We start from the raw sequence: 17068 nt of genomic DNA on the forward strand, positions 1-17068 counted from the left end.
CCCCCCCCCCCCCCCGCGGGGGGGGGCTGGGGGGGGGGCGGGCGCCCCCCCCCCCCCCCCCCCCCCCCCCGGCGGGGGGGGGGGGGGGGGGGGGGGGGGCCCCCCCCGCCACCCAACCTAGGGTCCGAGCTGGTAGGTCCCCGTCTGCGGGTTGTGATACCAGCCGCCGGCCGCGTGTGTTCCACCATCGACGTGCAAGGTCTGGCCGGTGATGTAGGTGGACATGTCCGAGGCGAGAAACACCGCGACACTGGCCGTTTCGTCGACATGGCCCGGACGGCCCCACGGGACGACGGCACCCATCGCCGCGCTGGCATCCTCGCCGCCGAGCGGCGCCAGCCTTCGGTGGCCTGCTCCTCGAAAGTCCGGTCGAGCCGCTCGAACCGGCGGCGGATCGAGGCGCGGGCGGCCTCGTGCGGCAGCACGTACAGCCGGTTGGCCAGGATCGCGTCGGCGGTCAGGCGGGCCACTGCATTGACATCGAGGGTGTCGTCCTGCTGAGGGAGTGAGCCCGTCGAGCCGGTGACGTCGGGCTGGGACGCGAGCCCGTAGTCGGCGCCGCGGATGCGTTCGGAATTGGACACCAGCTTGGTCTCGATGACCATCGGGCACAGCACCGACACCCCGATGCCGTTGCCCTTCACCTCGCGGGCCAGCGTTTCGGCAAGGCCCACCACCCCGTACTTGGCGACCCCGTAGGCGCCCAGCCCGGCGTTGGGCACCAGCCCGGCGAACGATGCGGTGAACGCGATGTGCCCACCCGTGCCCTGCTCGAGCAACCTGGGCAGGAAGGCCTCCACGGCGTGGATGTTCCCCCAGAGGTCGATATCGATCACCCACCGCCAGTCCTCGTGCGTCATCTCGGCGATCGGGCCGGCGACGACGATGCCCGCGTTGCTGAACAGCACGTCCAGCTGTCCGAGCAGCCGGAAGGACTCGTCGGCCAGGTGCACCATCTCCTCCAGATGGCGCACGTCGCATTGCACGCCGTGCGCGTCGAACCCTTCGCCGCGCAGGTGCGTGACGGCCTGCTCCAGGCCCGGCTGGTCGACATCGGCCAGCACCACTCGCGCCCCGCGACGGGCGAATTCGGTGGCGGTGGCCAGGCCGATCCCGCTCGCGCCGCCCGTGACAACCGCCCCGCGTCCGTCGAAACTCGACAAGTGTCCGTCCATAGGCGGAAACCCTATTTGAGGCAGCTCCCCGCGTCGACGGGCAGGGTGACACCGGTGATGTACCGGGCTTCGTCGGAGGCCAGGAACAGCACGGCGTTGCTGATGTCCTGCGCGTCAACCCACGGCACGGGCAGCGTGTGGAACATCTGGCAGATCGGAGCCATGTCGTCGGGGCCCGGGTTCTCCAGGTCTGGGCGGAAGAGTTTCCAGGTGCCCTCGTTCATGATCATCCCGGTGCTCACATGCGTGGGATGCACCGAGTTCACCCGAATCATCTTCTGTCCCAACTCGACTGCGAACGAGCGCATCAGCCCGACCACACCGTGCTTGGCGGCGACATAGTTGCCGCAATGCGGGTACGCCTTCAGCCCGCCGACCGAACTGGTCAGGATGATCGATCCACCCCGGCCGCCGGCAAGGATATGCGGCACACCGGCTTTCACCGTTTTCCACACACCCGACAGATTGACGTCGATCATCTCCTGCCAGTCATGTTCGGTGCACTGATCCAAGGTGTCCCCGCCATTGCCGATGCCGGCGTTGGCCACGATGATGTCCAGCCGGCCCAACTGGTCCACTCCGGCATCCACCGCCGCCTTCAGCCCGTCATAGTCACGAACGTCCACTTCAGCGGTGAAGATCTGCCGGTTGTAACTCTTGACCAGATCAGCGGTTTCGGCCAGATCCTCCGGCGTCGCCGCCGGGATCGGGCTCGTTGCCACGACCCGTTTGCACACGTCGATGGCGATGATGTCGGCGCCCTCCTGAGCCAACCGCACCGCGTGGCTGCGGCCCTGGCCGAGCGCCGCCCCCGTGACGAAGGCGACTTTGCCTGCTACCCGCCCCTTGCCGTCGTCGCTCATTGTTACCTCGTTTCCTGATTCAGCCGATAATTGCCGGCATGGACTCCCAACCCCGCACCGTGGACGTCGGGGAAAGTTTGGCGTCGTTGAGGTCGACGTCCCATTCGGGGAAGCGCTTGAGGATCTCCTCGATCGCGATCCGGCCCTCCAGCCGGGCCAACGCCGAGCCCAGGCAGTAATGGGTGCCGACGCTGAACGTCAGGTGCTGATGCGGTTCGCGATAGATGTCGAAAACGTCACCGTCGGGCGGGAATTGGCGGTGGTCCCGGTTGGCCGCGCCGATCAGCATCATCATGACGCTGCCTTCGGGCACCGGCTGGCCGTAGTACTCCACGTCGCGGGTGACGTATCGTGCCACGTGCGGAGCCGGCGGCTCGTACCGCAGTAGCTCTTCGACGGCTACCGGGATCAGCGCGGGGTTCTCGACCAGAGCGCGCCGCTGATCGGGATGTTCGGCCAGCACCTTGCCCGCCCACCCAATCAGCCGGGTGGTGGTCTCGTTACCGGCCCCCGACACCACGGTGATGTAGGTGAGCAACTCGTCGCGGCGCATCCGGCGCACCGTGCCGGTCTCGTCCTCGAATTCGGCATTCAGCAGTTCGGTCGTCAGGTCGTTGGACGGGTTCGCGGCGCGCCAGTCGATGTACTGGCCGAAGAACTCACCGCTCAGCATCGCCTTGGCCGAGATCTCCATCGGCTTACCGGCCTCGGTGCGCATCTGCGCGTTGGCGAAATCGCGTGCGGCTTCCTGATCTTCCTCCGGCACACCGAGCAGCATGCCGATCACCCGCATCGGCATCTGCGCTCCGAGGTCGTTCACGAAGTCGAATCGACCCGTCCCGATCAGCGGATCCAGGCTGCGCGCGCAGAATTCGCGGATCTTGGGCTCGAGATCGTTGATCTTGCGTGGAGTGAACATGCGCGACAACAACTTACGGTGAATGTCGTGGATAGGCGGGTCTTCGAAGATGAGGACGCCCGGCGGCATCTCGATGTTGGCCCGAATCAGTTCCAATATCGCGCCCTTGGCCGAGCTGAAGGTCTGGTAGTCGACGATCGCATTGTCGACGTCGGCGAAGCGGCTCAGCGCGTAGAAGTCGTGTTGCTCGTTGTAGTACAGCGGCATCTCTTCGCGCAGCCGCTTGAACATGGGATAGGGGTCGGCGTTGAGCTCGACGTCGTACGGGTCGAAATAGACGTCGTTGGCTGCGCTGACTGTCACGGGTGATTGCCCTCTCGCCGGTAACGCGCCCTGTTCGTCAGGAGAGCGCGACAATGCCGCCTGTAGAACTCTGTCATCACCCACCAACGAGTGTCAACGTCGAATCCGTTTTGGCTATTTGCAGTTCTTTGTACCAGAGAATACCGTTCTCACAAGATAATGACGTGCGATATTCGCTCATGCGAATTTGAGTGGGTCGAACTACTTGCCCGCGAATCCGCGTGAGCAGAAATCCCAGACCTCGTCGGCGCTGATCGGGTGAACCGTCGCGTCGTCGGAGCCGCCGCTGGATTGCGCGATGAACATCACCGTCTGCATCGTCATGGCGGCCACGCGCTTGGCGTTGACGTCGGCGCGCAACTTGCCAGCTTCGCTGGCGGCCTCCATGAGCTCAGTCAGCAAAGCCAGCAGGGGGGCATGGGCAATCTTGACCTCGGCGGGATGGGTCACCAGCAAACGGGGCGCGAAATCGGTGAACAGCGGGCGCTTGGCGGTGGGGTCGGGGCGTGAAGCCTCATAGAGCAACTCGACGGCGACCTTGAGTCGCTCCAGCGGATCGGTGTGACTCTCGGTGGCGGCGCGGATCTGGTCGGCCGACCGGCTCAGGGCGTCCTCGAACAGGGCCAGCAACAGTTCGTGCTTGCCGTCGAACTGCAGGTAGAAGCTGCGCAGCGACTGACGCGACCGGTCCACGACCTCCTGGACGGTAAAGTCCGTGCTGCCCTTCTCGATGATGATGGCCTGCGCGGCGTCCAGGAAGCGCTGAACGCGCTGTGCGGCCCGCAGTTTTGCGGTCTTGATGGATCGCTCGACGGCCCGCTGCTTCCAGGCCGGCTCTTCACTGGGGTTCGTCACGGGCGGCTCAGGAGATTGCCGCGAGGAGAGAACATGATTGGACTGTACCGGAGAACGTCGTGCCATCGCGGTGCTCGACCTCCTCACGGACGATGTCTTGGAGATTGTAACTTCCTCACGGCGAGAATACTATTCTCTTAGACGCGTGTTTGGGAAGCGGATTGGCGAGAGCGAACCCGGACAGCCCTCATAAGCAGCCCGATAAACCCGGAGAGTCCCGTGCAGCTGACGTTCGATGCCGATGTCGAGGCATTTCGCGCCGAATTCATCGCATTCCTCGACGAGCATCTGCCCGACGAGGCCGTGGGGTTCGAGCGGCCGCGGTCGTGTTCGCACCTGCCCGAATGGGCGGCCCAATGGCAGCGCCTGCTGTTCGACCACGGCTGGCTGCTGCCCGGCAACCCACCCGAGTTCGGCGGCCGCAACGCTTCGCTGTTGCAGCAGTATGTGCACGCCGATGAGATGGCCCGGCGCCGGATCTATCGCAGCTTCAATCCCCAAGGCGTGGGCATCATCGCGGCATCGCTGCTGTCGTTCGGAACTCGCGAACAGCAGCAGCGGTGGGCAATACCGATTCTGCGCGCCGAAATCACCGCGTCGCTGGGCATGAGCGAACCCGGGGCCGGATCGGATCTGGCGTCGCTCAAGACGCGTGCGGTGCTCGACGGTGACCACTTCGTGGTGAACGGGCAGAAGGTCTGGACATCCGGCGCTCACGATGCCGACGTGTTGTTGACGTTCGTGCGCACCAACACCGAAGTCCCAAAACACAAGGGCATCAGCGTATTGCTGATCCCGACGGACACACCCGGGGTGGTGCGCCGTCCGTTCGCGTCGATCTGCGACCACGATGACGTCGACTTCAACGAGGTGTTCTTCACCGATGCGCGGGTGCCGGCCGAGAATTTGGTCGGTGAACTCAACGTCGGCTGGCGGGTGGCGCACGGCTCCCTTGGCCACGAGCGCGCGATGCTCTGGCTCGACTATGCGAACCTATTGGACGAGCTGACAACCGATTACACGCCCAGCGGGGTGCTGGAGCGGGATCGCTACGCCACCCTGGTGATGGACGCCCGCGCGATGCGACTGCTGGGCTCGGCGGCGACGGCGCGCGCGGCGCGCGGGGAAGAGGACGTGCCCGCGCAGTCGGTCCTGAAACTGCTGGGCTCGGAAGCCCTGCAGCGCGCCGCCGAGGACGCGCTGAACGCCAAGGGCGCCGACGGCCTGGTCCATCCTGCGATAACCGCGCCGTTCGCCCCGCTGAATCTTGATGACTACTACGGCAGTTGGTTCGACCGGTACGCACGTAGCTTCGCCGGCACCATCGCCGGGGGCACCTCGGAGATTCAGCGCAACATCATCGCCGAGCGGATCCTGGGCTTACCCCGCAACTGAGGCGCCGCGAGTGTGTGTGTCACGACGCCCGCGCGGCGTGTCGCGTCGCGAAACGCACACTCGACGGTTACAAGCGGGCCAGTCGCGGCGCAAACCCGCGCTCCCGCAGCACTTTCCCCGCCGCCCGGGTCAGCTCCCGTGAGCTGCCGAGCAGGCTGTCCAGCACCAGCGCACGCTTGACGTGCTGGTGCAGTCGGTGTTCGGCGGTGAAGCCGATGCCGCCGAGCACCTGCTGGCAGTGCCGCGCCGCGGTCAGCGCCGCTTGTCCCGCGGCCGCTTTGGCCAGCAGGCAGGCCAGCTCGTCGGGCTCATCGGTGGCGGCCTGCAGCGTGGCCTCGGCGCCCTCGATGGCCACCAGGGTCTCGGCGAGTCGGTGCCGCACCGCCTGAAACGACGCGAGCGGACGGCCGAACTGCACGCGATCCAGGGCGTGTTGGCGCGCCAGGGACAGCATCGCCCGGCTGGTGCCGACCAGCCACCAGCCCAGCGCCACGCGTCCCTGGTCCAACGGCACCGGTTCCCCGGTCGACGTCCGGTGTATCGGCAGTTCTTCGTCGAGCGCGGTTGCCGTGTCGTCGCTGCGCTCCCAGACCACCCAGGAGCCGCCCGCATACGGCAGCGGCACGGTGCCCCCACCCGGGCTCCCGGCAGCGCACAGCACGACGTCATTGAGCACCGGCGCATGCGCGCCGGTTTCGCCGAGCAGCCGGAAGACCAAGGGAATCGCAGATTCCGGGATCTCGGCGAGCATGTCGAGCCAGCCGAGTTCGGTCAGGGCCGCATCGAGTTTGGGGCCGGAAGCGCCCGTCATGGCGGTGCGCAGCGAGTCCGATATCAGCTGGAGTTCACCGGGGTCGCTCACGCTCACTCCTTGCCCAGGTCCAGTAACCGGCGGGCGATGATGTTGCGCTGGATCTCCGCGGTCCCCCCGTAAATGGTGGCCGCCCGGGAATACAGGTATTCGGGCCGCCAGGCTGTGTCGTCGAGTTCCAGGGCTCCGGGGAGCAGATCGTGCACGGTGTCGTACAGCCGCTGTTCGGCACCGGCCAACAACACTTTGTCGATCGAGGTGTCCGGGCCCAGCCGCGCCCCGCCCGCCAGCCGGTGCTGCGTCGCACGGGACCGGCAGCGCAACGTATGCAATGCGAGATATGCGGCACCCAAGGAAGTTTCGTCGGCGTCGGAAGCCTCGGCGATCAGCGCGTCGAAGCGCGAATACAGATACGCAATTCGCTGCCAGAAACAGGTCGACCGCTCGTACGGCAGCAGGTCCATCGCCAGCCGCCAGCCGTCCCCGGGCCGGCCGAGCATGCGGTCAGACGGGATCACCACCTCGTCGTAGTAGACCTCGCAGAATTCGTCGACGCCGTGCATGGTGCGCAGTGGGCGGACGGTGATGCCCGGGGTGTCCATGTCGACGAAGAACGCGGTGATGCCGTCATAGCCGGGCGCGGTCCGGGTGAGCAGGATGCAGCGGGTGGCGAATTGCGCGTAGCTGGTCCACACCTTCTGGCCGTTGACGATCCAGTTGTCGCCCTCTGGCGTGGCCCGGGTGGACAGCGACGCCAGATCACTACCCGACCCAGGTTCGGAGAATCCCTGACACCAGGTTTCTTGGCCACTGAGCAGTCGCGGCAACATCTCGGTCGCGAGTTCTGGTGGCGCGTAATCGATCATGGTGGGGGCCAGCACTTCGACCATCGAGTACGGTCCCGGCTCGGCCAGTCGGCGACCCACCACCTCCTCGCCGACGATCGCGCGCAGCAGCGCGGGTCCGCCCAGTCCGCCGGCTTCGGTTGGCCAGCCGTAGCGCATCCAGCCGGCCTCGTAGAGCGCGGCGTGGACGCGGGCGAGCTGGCGCATGTGCCCCTGTAGCGAATGGTCCGGCTCTGGGGTCAGGTCATGCTCGTCGAGCCAGGCGCACAGCTCCGCGCGGAACTGCTCGACGTTCACGGCGTGGGACGGCCCACGGCGTGCGGACGGCCCGAGTCGTGCACGCCGCTGCGCCGAATGAACGTCATAGCACGGGTTTTCAGCCGCCAGCCGGCGGCGGTCCGCTGGTAGGTGTCGCGGTAGTAGCCGATTCGCATGTCGTGCGCGGAATGTTCGATGAAGCACAGCGGCTGGGTGCCGCTCGCCGAGTCGCCGTCGAGTTGCTCGACCAGCGCCGTCCCGGTCATGAACAGGCCCTTGGGGGCGGCGGCGACCAACTCGGGAAACCGGTCCAGGGTGTAGGTGTCGCCGAATGCGCTGTAGGTGCCGTCCGGCGTGAAAACCCCGATGAGACCGTCGATGTCGCCCTGGGTGATGGTCACCGCGTAGCGGGCCAGCAATTGCTGAATCTCGACCAGGTCGTCAGTTCTGGTTGGCATATACCTTGCCGCCTTTCATGACAAAGCCGACGTTTCGGGTAACGGTGATGTCGTCCAACGGGTTTCCCGGTACCGCGATCACGTCGGCGAGCAATCCCTCGGCCAGTCGGCCGCGGTCGGTGCGGTTGATCAGCTCGGCGGCGGTCACCGTGGCCGCCCGCAGCACGGCCAGCGGCGGCAGGCCCCATTCCACCAGGGTGACGAGTTCGTCGGCGTTCTTGCCGTGCGGTATCGCGGGCGCGTCGGTGCCGACCGCGATCTTCACCCCGGCCCGGTGCGCGGCCAGGATGGATGTGCGTGAGCGGGGGAACATCTCAGCCGCCTTGGCCTGCAATTCCGGTGGGGCGTGCGAAACGTCCATGCCCTCGGCCAGGCGCCGGGTGCTGACCAGGAACGTGCCGTGCTCCACCATCGATGCGATCGCCTCGTCGTCGATCAGGAAACCGTGTTCGATGCAGTCGATTCCGGCCGCGACCGCATGCTTGACGGCTTCGGCGCCATGCGTGTGTGCGGCGACCCGCAGCCCCCGCCGGTGCGCCTCGTCCACGATCGCCCGCAACTCGTCATCCGAATAGTGTTGCGCACCAGGTGGTCCGGTCAGCGACATCACGCCGCCCGAGCAGCAGACCTTGATCAATTGGGCGCCGTGTTTGATCTGGTATCGCACCGCACGGCGGATCTCGTCCACGCCGTTGGCGATGCCCTCCTCGACGGTCAGGTCCAGCACGTGCGGGGCGAACGCGGCAAACATCGTCGGGTCCAGGTGCCCACCGGTGGGTGTAATCGCATGTCCGGCAGGCACAATTCGCGGTCCGTCGATCCAGCCCGCGTCGATCGCCTTGCCCAGCGCGACGTCGAGCAGGTAACCGCCGGTCTTGACGAACAGCCCGAGATTACGCACGGTGGTGAATCCGGCGCGCAGGGTGCGACGGGCATTGCCCACGGCGCGCAGCACCCGCGTCGGCGGATCGTCCTGCACCTGGGAAAGACCCGGCTTCTCGCCACGGCCGCCCATCAGCAGGTTGACTTCCATGTCCATCAACCCGGGCAACAGGATCTGATCGCCCAGATCGATCACGGTGTCTTCTGGGCCCGTCGGGCTCGAGCCGCCAACACCGACGATGCGATCGCCCTCGATCCGCAGCACGCCTGGTCGGACGATCTCACCGGCGTCGACGTCGAACAGCCCTGCCGCCTTGAGGGTCAGCCGCGATGAGCCGCTTGCGCGAAGAGCGTCGGGCAAAGTCAGATCACCGGCTCCCGGGTCAGTTCCACCCACGCCGCGCCGCTGTCCGGGACGCGCGGCTGCTTCCAGGCCTCGACGGGAAACGAGATCATCACCAATGACTGCATCAGGTGCATGAGCGTGCGGGCGTCCTCGGGTAGGTCGTCGAGCGGGTACTTGTCAACGTAGTCGATGACATCGTTGAGGAGCGGGAAGGCGGCGTCGTAGAACTCCTGCAGCTCGGCCATCGTCGAGGCCAGCCGTTTGGCGTAGCGATCGGGTTCGTGGGCCAGGTCCCAGTCCAAAAACGGCTCCAGGGCCGCGAATTCAGCGGGAAGCGCCATTGCCGGAGTACTCCTTAACGTAGTCGCCGGTCACCTTGTGCAAGTGCCGGAGCAGGATTTCCTGGTCGCACAACGGGAAGTCGCTGACGACCTTGGTGCCGATCATGGTCTGGGTGGCTTCCAGGGTGTTGGCGTCCTGCAGGGCGTATTCCTTGAAGGTCACCGCCGCCAGTTCCTGCGCCAGGCGCTCCCGCGCGTTGCGCGGCGGAACGAAGTACAGCGTGCACTCGAAGATGTGCTTGTCGACGGCGGTCGGCCAGTAGTGGTAGGTCAGGAACCAGCCCGGCTCCCAGATCAGCAGCATGAAATTCGGGTAGAAGTGCCACGCATCGATTCCCCACTGCTTGACCTTTTTCGGGTTGACACCCGGCGGCAGTTGGTCGAGGTTGGCGATGACTTCCGGCTTGTCCCAGGGCCCGAACAACCCGCTGCGCAGCAGCTGATCCATCGGCTTGACCATCTTCATGTCGGCCGGCGGGGCCTGACCGCCCCAGGTGGAGATCATTCCGTGCGGGCTGGCAAGTTCGTAGTGCAGCGCCTCGAAGCCGTACTTGATGATCTTGGCGGCCTCTTCCTTGGTGTACTGCCCTTGGTGCAGCACCGGCGCGTGATAGAACTCGGCGAACGCGTCGATGAACAACTTCCAGTTGCTGCCCACCTCGGCGCGGTACGAGTAGGTTTCGGTCATCTCGCCGAATGGATAGCCCTCGATGCCCTTGGCCAGCGGTCCGAGGTAATCGATCAGCGGCTGGGCGGCCTGGTCGAAGTTGATGAAGATGAAGCCTTCCCACACCTCGCAGCGCACCGGCACCAGGCCGTAGTCGCCCTTGTCGACGTTGAAGAACTCGTCCTCTTGCTGGATGTAGGTCAAGTCGCCGTCGAGGTTGTAGCGCCAGGCATGGTACTTGCAGGTGAACTGCCGGCAGGTACCGGACGTCTCTTGATGCGGAAAGTCGTTCCACACCAGCTTGTTTCCGCGGTGGCGGCATACGTTGTGGAACGCCTTGACCGAGCCGTCCTTGGTCTTGACGATGATCACCGACATGCCTTGCCCGGCCGACGGCAATTCCTTGGTGAAGTAACTGCCGGTGCGGGGCAGCCGTTCGACACGACCGACGTTGAGCCAGGTGCGCTTGAAGATCGCCTCCCGCTCGGCCTCGAAGAATGCCGGATCAATCGAGTCGGTGTAGTCGACCGGCGCCGTTCCCAGTTCGGGGTAGTTCTCTGTCCAGCTTCCGGCGGCTGGCTTCGGGAAGTGGGCCACTCTTACTTCTCCTCGGATTTGGTGGTTGTCTCGAGCTCGACACCAAAAGTGTTGAGCGCCATGGCGAGCATGATGTACGAGCCGACCGTGAAGACGTAGTCCATCCGCTGGCGGTCGTCGAAGCGGGTGCCCAGCGTGGCCCAGGTCTGGTCGGACAGCGCAGATTGCTCGTCGAGTTCGTCCACGCCGGCCAGGATCGCGCGTTCGAATTCGTCGAACGCCGTTTCGGCGATCCGCGGCTGCCGCGCTGCCTCGACCTCGGCGTCGGACACGCCCTCCCGCTTGGCCAGGTTCACGTGATGCGTCCATTCGTAGGCGCAGGCGCGACGGTGCGCGACCCGCAGGATGGCCAGTTCGCGCACCCGCGGCGGCAGCGTGGACGTGAACAGCAGATGCACGTTGAACTTCAGGAACGCCTTGGTCAGAACGGGGTGGTTGACCAACGTCGCCAGCACGTTGGACGCGTCGCGCGGATTGCGGCGATCCGCGGGCAGCATGCCGGCCAGCGCCTGGTCGACAGACTCATCCCAGCGGTCGGCGGGCAGCGGCGGCAAGCGCATCGCGCGAGTATCCTCTCGGTCAAAGAGAATCATATTCTCATTTCCAACCAATAGACTCACACATATTGTTCTGTTGGTCAATCTCGGAGCGAAACGATCCGCACCATATGGGAGAGGGCCCGCGCCAGCGGCACACCGAGAGTCGTTCCCAACCGGAGAATTTGCCGTTCGTTCGCAGCTTGCCGGGGCTTTTTGCACCACCGACGGCAACGCTGGATGTTGATTCTCGCTTCGCGAGAAGCTAGTTTTCAACTTATAGAGATTTTGCGCATGCGGGGCTTGACTGTGCCGGTCGGGGGCCGGTGGGAACCCGCGCGTTCGTTGAGACCCGTGCGATCGGTTGGGTCCGGCCAGAACTAGAAGGGAAGCGTCGTGAACAAAGAGGACATGATCCTGATCAGCGTGGACGACCACACCGTCGAGCCGCCGAACATGTTCCAGAACCACCTGGCGAAGAAGTACATCGACGACGCACCGCGTCTGGTGCACAACGCCGACGGTTCGGACATGTGGAAGTTCCGCGACACCGTGATCCCGAATGTCGCGCTGAACGCCGTCGCCGGCCGGCCGAAGGAGGAGTACGGCATCGAACCCACCGGACTCGACGAAATCCGGCCCGGTTGTTACAACGTGGACGAGCGGGTCAAGGACATGAACGCCGGTGGCATCCTGGCCTCGATCTGTTTCCCGTCGTTCCCCGGGTTCGCCGGTCGGTTGTTCGCCACCGACGACCCCGACTTCTCGATCGCACTGGTGCAGGCATACAACGACTGGCACATCGAGGAGTGGTGCGGCGCCTACCCCGCGCGGTTCATCCCGATGGCCATCCCGGTGATCTGGGACGCCGAGGCCTGTGCCGCCGAGGTGCGCCGGGTCGCCAAGAAGGGCGTGCACGCGCTGACCTTCACCGAGAACCCGGCCGCGATGGGCTACCCCAGCTTCCACAACGAGTACTGGAACCCACTGTGGAAAGCCCTGTGCGACACCGACACCGTGATGAACGTGCACATCGGTTCCTCGGGCCGGCTGGCCATCACCGCGCCGGACGCGCCGATGGACGTGATGATCACGCTGCAGCCGATGAACATCGTGCAGGCCGCCGCGGACCTGCTGTGGTCACGGCCCATCAAGGAGTACCCGGACCTGAAGATCGCGCTGTCCGAAGGTGGCACCGGCTGGATCCCCTACTTCCTGGAACGCGCCGACCGCACCTACGAGATGCACTCGACCTGGACGCATCAGGACTTCAAGGGCAAGCTGCCCAGCGAGGTTTTCCGCGAGCACTTCCTGACCTGTTTCATCAGCGACAAGGTGGGTGTGGCGCTGCGCAACATGATCGGCATCGACAACATCTGCTGGGAGGCCGACTACCCGCACAGTGACTCGATGTGGCCGGGCGCGCCCGAGGAGTTGTGGGACGTGTTGTCCATCAACAACGTTCCCGATGACGAGATCAACAAGATGACCCACGAGAACGCCATGCGCTGGTACTCGTTCGACCCGTTCACGCACATCACCCGCGAACAGGCCTCCGTCGGTGCACTGCGCAAAGCCGCCGAGGGCCACGATGTGTCCATCAAGGCGGCGGGCCACGACAAGGACAGCCGGGGCGGCGCGTCCTTCGCTGACTTCGCGGCCAACGCGAAGGCCCTCACCGGCAACACCGACTAGGTCCCGTTCCCCCGCGAGCAGACGCAAAAGCACCCAAATGCTCGGCGCGTCGGGGGCTTTTGCGTCTGCTCGCGCAATCAGGAGGCGCCACACGTGGACGGCATGAACTTTGAGCTGACCGAGGACCAGGAGCTCATCCGGCGCTCGGTCGCGGAGTTGGCGTCGAAATTCGACGACCACTACTGGATGGAAAAAGACCAGGCGCACGAGTTCCCGACGGAGTTCTACCGCGCCATCGCCGACGGCGGCTGGCTCGGCATGACGATTCCCACCGAGTACGGCGGGCACGGTCTGGGGATCACCGAAGCAACCATCCTGCTCGAGGAAGTGGCCAAGTCCGGCGGCGCGATGAACGCCGCCAGCTCCATCCACCTGACGATCTTCGGCATGCAGCCGGTGGTGGTGCACGGCTCCGACGAGCTCAAGGCCCGCACCCTGCCACGGGTGGCGACGGGGGAGGTCCACGTCTGCTTCGGCGTCACTGAACCCGGCGCCGGCCTTGATACCTCACGGATCACGACGTTTGCCAAGCGCAACGGCGATCGCTACGTCGTCAACGGCCGCAAGGTCTGGATCTCCAAGGCGATGGAGTCCGACAAGATCCTGTTGCTGACCCGCACCCAGAGCTATGACGAGGTCGCCAAGAAGACCGACGGCATGACTCTGTTCCTCACCGACCTCGACCGCAGCCGCGTCGACATCCGGCCGATCAACAAAATGGGCCGGAATGCCGTCAGCTCCAACGAGCTGTTCATCGACAACCTGGAAGTCCCCGTCGAGGACCGGGTCGGTGAGGAGGGCAAGGGTTTCCAGTACATCCTGGACGGGCTGAACCCGGAACGGATGCTGATCGCGGCCGAGGCGCTCGGCATCGGCCGGGTGGCGCTGGACAAGGCCGTCAAGTACGGCAACGAGCGCGAGGTGTTCGGCCGGCCCATCGGGATGAACCAGGGCCTACAGTTCCCGCTCGCGGACTCACTGGCTCGCCTGGATGCCGCCGAGCTCATGCTGCGCAAGGCCACCTGGCTCTACGACAGCGGCAAACCCTGTGGGCGCGAAGCCAATACGGCAAAATACCTGTGCGCCGACGCCGGCTTCACCGCCGCGGACCGGGCGCTGCAAACCCATGGCGGCATGGGTTACGCCGAGGAGTATCACGTCACGCGGTACTTCCGCGAGGCGCGGCTGATGAAGATCGCGCCGGTCAGCCAGGAGATGATCCTCAACTTCCTCGGTTCGCACGTCTTGAAACTGCCTCGCAGCTACTGAGGGCTACTAGGTAGTTTGTTGTTCGTCGAACGAGGATCGGAGCGAACACATGCGGGAGACCGTCATCGTCGAGGCGGTGCGCACCGCGGTCGGCAAGCGCAACGGCGGACTGTCGGGCATGCACGCCGCCGACCTGTCCGCCGTCGTCCTCAATGAGCTGCTGGAACGCACCGGCGTCAATCCCGAGCGCATCGACGACGTCATCTGGGGCTGCGTGTCCCAGGTCGGCGACCAGTCCAGCAATATCGGCCGCTATGCCGTGCTGGCCGCCGGCTGGCCGGAGAGTATCCCCGGCACCACCGTCAACCGAGCCTGCGGCTCCAGCCAACAGGCGCTCGACTTCGCCGTGCAGGCGGTGATGTCGGGTCAGCAGGACGTGGTGGTGGCCGGCGGCGTCGAGGTGATGAGCCGAGTCCCGCTCGGCGCGGCCAGGGCGACCGGGATGCCCTACGGGCCGAAAGTCCTTGCCCGATACGACGATTTCTCGTTCAACCAGGGGTTGTCGGCGGAGATGATCGCCAAGAAGTGGGGGCTGTCCCGGAGCAGGCTCGACGAGTACTCTGCGCTGTCGCACGAACGGGCTGCCGCGGCCCAGGACGGCGGCGCGTTCACCGAACAGATCGTCCCGGTGTTCACCGACGACGAGGCCGGCCTGGTCCACCAGGACGAGGGCATCCGGCGGGGGACCACGGTCGAGAAGCTGGCCGGATTGAAGCCGGCCTTCGTCGAAGACGGGGTGATCCACGCAGGCAACTCCTCGCAGATCTCCGACGGAGCCGCCGCGCTGTTGGTCACCACTTCCGAATTGGCGCTCGAGATGGGTCTGACGCCGATCGTGCGTTATCGCGCCGGCGCGGTCACCGGAGCCGATCCGGTGCTGATGCTGACCGGTCCGATCCCCGCGACCGAGAAGGTACTCGCGAAGTCCGGTGTCCGGATCGACGACGTCGGCGTGTTCGAGGTGAACGAGGCTTTCGCGCCGGTGCCGCTGGCCTGGCTCGCCGAGACCGGCGCGGACCCGGACCGGTTGAATCCGCTGGGCGGCGCGATCGCACTCGGTCACCCGCTGGGCGCGTCAGGGGCGGTGCTGATGACCCGCATGATCCACCACATGCGGGACAACGGCATCCGATTCGGGCTGCAGACCATGTGCGAGGGCGGCGGCACGGCCAACGCCACGCTGGTGGAGTTGGTGCACTAAGAAACGGCCACGAAGAGGGCCTTGTCAGTGCAGGGCGAACCAACCTACTGTGTATTCACTAGGTTGGTTTGCCTGATCGGCTCGACGAAGGAATCCGGTGCCCGAGGTACGGCCCTACGAGACGTTGCTGGCCAAAGGTGAGGATCGCAAACAACGCATCCTTGCCGTGGCGCAGCGGCTGCTGTCGCGCAACGGATGGCGCAGCACAACTCTGGCTCAGATCGCGCGCGAGGCCGGCGTCACGCCCGCGGGACTGCTGCATCACTTCGAATCTAAAGAGCAGTTGCTGCACGCCGTGCTGGACGCCCGCGACGCCGATGACGACACGCACTCCGACCGCGGCGGTGACCTGATCGGTGAGATCGCCCAGGTCGCAGACCGTTTCAGCCGGGCACCCGAGCTGCTGGGCACGTTCACCGTGCTGCTGGTGGAGAACCTCGCCGCCGACGCCCCGCTGCACGACCGTCTGGTGCGACGGCAACGGGATGCCACCGAGATCGTCGCCGAAGGCATCCGCCGCGGCCAGGCCGCCGGCCGGTATCGCACCGACATAGACCCCGCCGTCAAGGCAGTGGAAATTCTCGCCTTCATCCACGGAATGGAAATGACATGGTTGCTGGACCCTTCGATACCGCTGGCCGAGGTGTTCAAGGAGTACGCGGAGACGCTGGCGCGCGACTTTTCCCCGCCCAAGACGCCCTAGAGCCCGACATGCGATATCGCCTGGACGTCGTCGCGTCCAGCGCGGTCGACGTGGTGCGGTTCGCCGGTGGCTGGCTCTTCGATCGATCAATGGCCGGCTGGGATGTCACCGTCCTGCTCACCGACCATCCCGACGATCGGCCGCTGCACATCCTCGGCGCCAGGACCCTCGACCTGGAAAGCGCCCTGGCCTCGGTGGGTACGCGGCCCCGCCCCCAGGCCCTGGCGGCCGCGGCGGACCTGCTCGGATCGGACCCGCGGGTGCGCACCGGGGTACTGCAGGCGCTCGATCACGGCGTCACCGAGGTCACCCTGTGGGGCCGCACCTGGCCGGCCGAACTCGATGACAGCGTGGGCCGGGTGCAACACCGGCTCAGCAGGGCCGCGCAGACGTTCAAGGCGAAGGCGCTGGCCGCGGCCGCGGTGAAGACGAGTTCGATCAGCCCGGTCGAGTCCTTCCGCAGCGGGCTGTTGGCCGGCCATTCGGTGGCCGCCGACCTGTTGCCTGCCTGATACCGACAGCCCGGCGTTGCGGCCCACCCGGGTCATATGGAAATGTAATGCTCATCTATGAGAGGCGGATTCTCGCTAGGTGAGATTCGAACGGAGCGCAACGAGATGGAGAACGACGTCACCAAGCTGGACTTCTTCCGCGACAAGCAGCTGATCGAGGACCCCTACCCGTACTACGAGGCGCTACGGGAGCGGTGCCCGGTCACCCGCGAAGAACACCACGGCGTCACCATGGTCACCGGCTGGGAAGAAGCGTGCGCCGTGCTCAACGACGCCAAGACCTTCTCGTCGTGCATCTCGGTGACCGGCCCGTTCCCCGGGTTCCCGGTCCCGCTCGACGGCCTGGGCGACTCCGACATCACCGATCTGATCGAGCAACACCGCGACGAGCTGCCGTTCAGCGACCAGCTGCCCACCCTGGACCCGCCCACCCACAC

The 17068-nt window shown here is 65.7% G+C and carries 15 protein-coding genes and 5 pseudogenes; 8 read left to right on the forward strand and 12 right to left on the reverse strand.

Annotated elements, in window-relative coordinates; genetic code table 11:
* Positions 1–117: 117 nt before the first annotated feature.
* From A9X01_RS29570 to A9X01_RS25915, 5 genes and pseudogenes are all read right to left on the reverse strand, one after another.
* Positions 118–339, reverse strand: a pseudogene (locus tag A9X01_RS29570) (SDR family oxidoreductase); the annotation flags it as partial.
* Positions 333–1163 (reverse strand): annotated as a pseudogene (locus A9X01_RS25900) (SDR family NAD(P)-dependent oxidoreductase); the annotation flags it as partial. The pseudogenes A9X01_RS29570 and A9X01_RS25900, both read right to left, overlap by 7 nt.
* Before the next feature lie 23 nt (positions 1164–1186).
* Positions 1187–2038, reverse strand: coding sequence for a mycofactocin-coupled SDR family oxidoreductase (locus A9X01_RS25905; RefSeq protein WP_065123447.1), 852 nt, complete (start codon positions 2036–2038; stop codon positions 1187–1189).
* A 19-nt stretch (positions 2039–2057) separates the two neighbouring features.
* A complete protein-coding gene (locus tag A9X01_RS25910; protein ID WP_065123448.1) occupies positions 2058–3260 on the reverse strand; it encodes a cytochrome P450 in 1203 nt (400 codons plus the stop codon).
* 201 nt (positions 3261–3461) lie between these two features.
* Entirely contained in the window at positions 3462–4115 is a 654-nt protein-coding gene (locus A9X01_RS25915) for a TetR/AcrR family transcriptional regulator (RefSeq protein ID WP_065035344.1), read from the reverse strand.
* 219 nt (positions 4116–4334) lie between these two features.
* On the opposite strand from A9X01_RS25915, the pseudogene A9X01_RS32320 reads away from it, so the two are divergent.
* A pseudogene (locus tag A9X01_RS32320) lies at positions 4335–4988 on the forward strand (acyl-CoA dehydrogenase family protein); the annotation flags it as partial.
* Positions 4989–5051: 63 nt separating this feature from the next.
* Positions 5052–5510, forward strand: a pseudogene (locus A9X01_RS32325) (acyl-CoA dehydrogenase family protein); the annotation flags it as partial.
* A 67-nt stretch (positions 5511–5577) separates the two neighbouring features.
* On the opposite strand, the gene A9X01_RS25925 reads toward A9X01_RS32325, so the two are convergent.
* The 7 genes from A9X01_RS25925 to A9X01_RS25955 are packed head-to-tail and all read right to left on the reverse strand — an operon-like array spanning position 5578 to position 11275.
* Complete coding sequence (locus tag A9X01_RS25925) at positions 5578–6321, reverse strand: acyl-CoA dehydrogenase family protein (RefSeq protein WP_081282641.1); 744 nt, start codon at positions 6319–6321, stop codon at positions 5578–5580.
* A gap of 53 nt (positions 6322–6374) precedes the next feature.
* Positions 6375–7463, reverse strand: coding sequence for an acyl-CoA dehydrogenase family protein (locus A9X01_RS25930; RefSeq protein ID WP_065123451.1), 1089 nt, complete (start codon positions 7461–7463; stop codon positions 6375–6377).
* Positions 7460–7882, reverse strand: coding sequence for a nuclear transport factor 2 family protein (locus A9X01_RS25935; RefSeq protein ID WP_065123452.1), 423 nt, complete (start codon positions 7880–7882; stop codon positions 7460–7462). The genes A9X01_RS25930 and A9X01_RS25935 overlap by 4 nt, the downstream gene beginning before the upstream one ends.
* Positions 7866–9125, reverse strand: coding sequence for a metal-dependent hydrolase family protein (locus tag A9X01_RS25940; RefSeq protein WP_065123453.1), 1260 nt, complete (start codon positions 9123–9125; stop codon positions 7866–7868). Before A9X01_RS25940 ends, A9X01_RS25935 begins: the two co-directional genes overlap by 17 nt.
* A gap of 2 nt (positions 9126–9127) precedes the next feature.
* The gene (locus A9X01_RS25945; protein ID WP_065123454.1) at positions 9128–9451 is read right to left on the reverse strand and encodes a hypothetical protein; all 324 of its coding nucleotides are present in this window, start codon (positions 9449–9451) and stop codon (positions 9128–9130) included.
* Positions 9435–10715 carry an aromatic ring-hydroxylating oxygenase subunit alpha gene (locus A9X01_RS25950; RefSeq protein WP_065123455.1) on the reverse strand — a complete coding sequence of 427 codons (1281 nt, stop codon included), beginning with the start codon at positions 10713–10715 and terminating at the stop codon, positions 9435–9437. The genes A9X01_RS25945 and A9X01_RS25950 overlap by 17 nt, the downstream gene beginning before the upstream one ends.
* 2 nt (positions 10716–10717) lie before the next feature.
* Positions 10718–11275: a carboxymuconolactone decarboxylase family protein gene (locus A9X01_RS25955; RefSeq protein ID WP_065123456.1), complete on the reverse strand. Its 558-nt coding sequence runs from the start codon at positions 11273–11275 to the stop codon at positions 10718–10720.
* A 372-nt stretch (positions 11276–11647) separates the two neighbouring features.
* Between A9X01_RS25955 and A9X01_RS25960 the strand changes: the two genes are divergently transcribed.
* The 6 genes and pseudogenes from A9X01_RS25960 to A9X01_RS25985 form a co-directional block, all read left to right on the forward strand.
* On the forward strand, positions 11648–12946 hold the full coding sequence (locus A9X01_RS25960; protein ID WP_065123457.1) for an amidohydrolase family protein: 1299 nt from the start codon (positions 11648–11650) through the stop codon (positions 12944–12946).
* Between the two features lie 102 nt (positions 12947–13048).
* The gene (locus A9X01_RS25965) at positions 13049–14215 is read left to right on the forward strand and encodes an acyl-CoA dehydrogenase family protein (protein WP_065123461.1); all 1167 of its coding nucleotides are present in this window, start codon (positions 13049–13051) and stop codon (positions 14213–14215) included.
* A gap of 49 nt (positions 14216–14264) precedes the next feature.
* The gene (locus A9X01_RS25970; protein ID WP_065123458.1) at positions 14265–15416 is read left to right on the forward strand and encodes a thiolase family protein; all 1152 of its coding nucleotides are present in this window, start codon (positions 14265–14267) and stop codon (positions 15414–15416) included.
* Between the two features lie 97 nt (positions 15417–15513).
* Positions 15514–16119 (forward strand): TetR/AcrR family transcriptional regulator, encoded by a 606-nt coding sequence (locus tag A9X01_RS25975; protein ID WP_065123459.1) that lies wholly within the window; start codon positions 15514–15516, stop codon positions 16117–16119.
* Between the two features lie 8 nt (positions 16120–16127).
* Complete coding sequence (locus A9X01_RS25980; RefSeq protein ID WP_065123460.1) at positions 16128–16631, forward strand: hypothetical protein; 504 nt, start codon at positions 16128–16130, stop codon at positions 16629–16631.
* Between the two features lie 105 nt (positions 16632–16736).
* Positions 16737–17068 (forward strand): annotated as a pseudogene (locus tag A9X01_RS25985) (cytochrome P450); the annotation flags it as partial.

The sequence above is a fragment of the Mycobacterium asiaticum genome, from assembly GCF_001668675.1.
GTDB lineage: Bacteria > Actinomycetota > Actinomycetes > Mycobacteriales > Mycobacteriaceae > Mycobacterium > Mycobacterium asiaticum_D.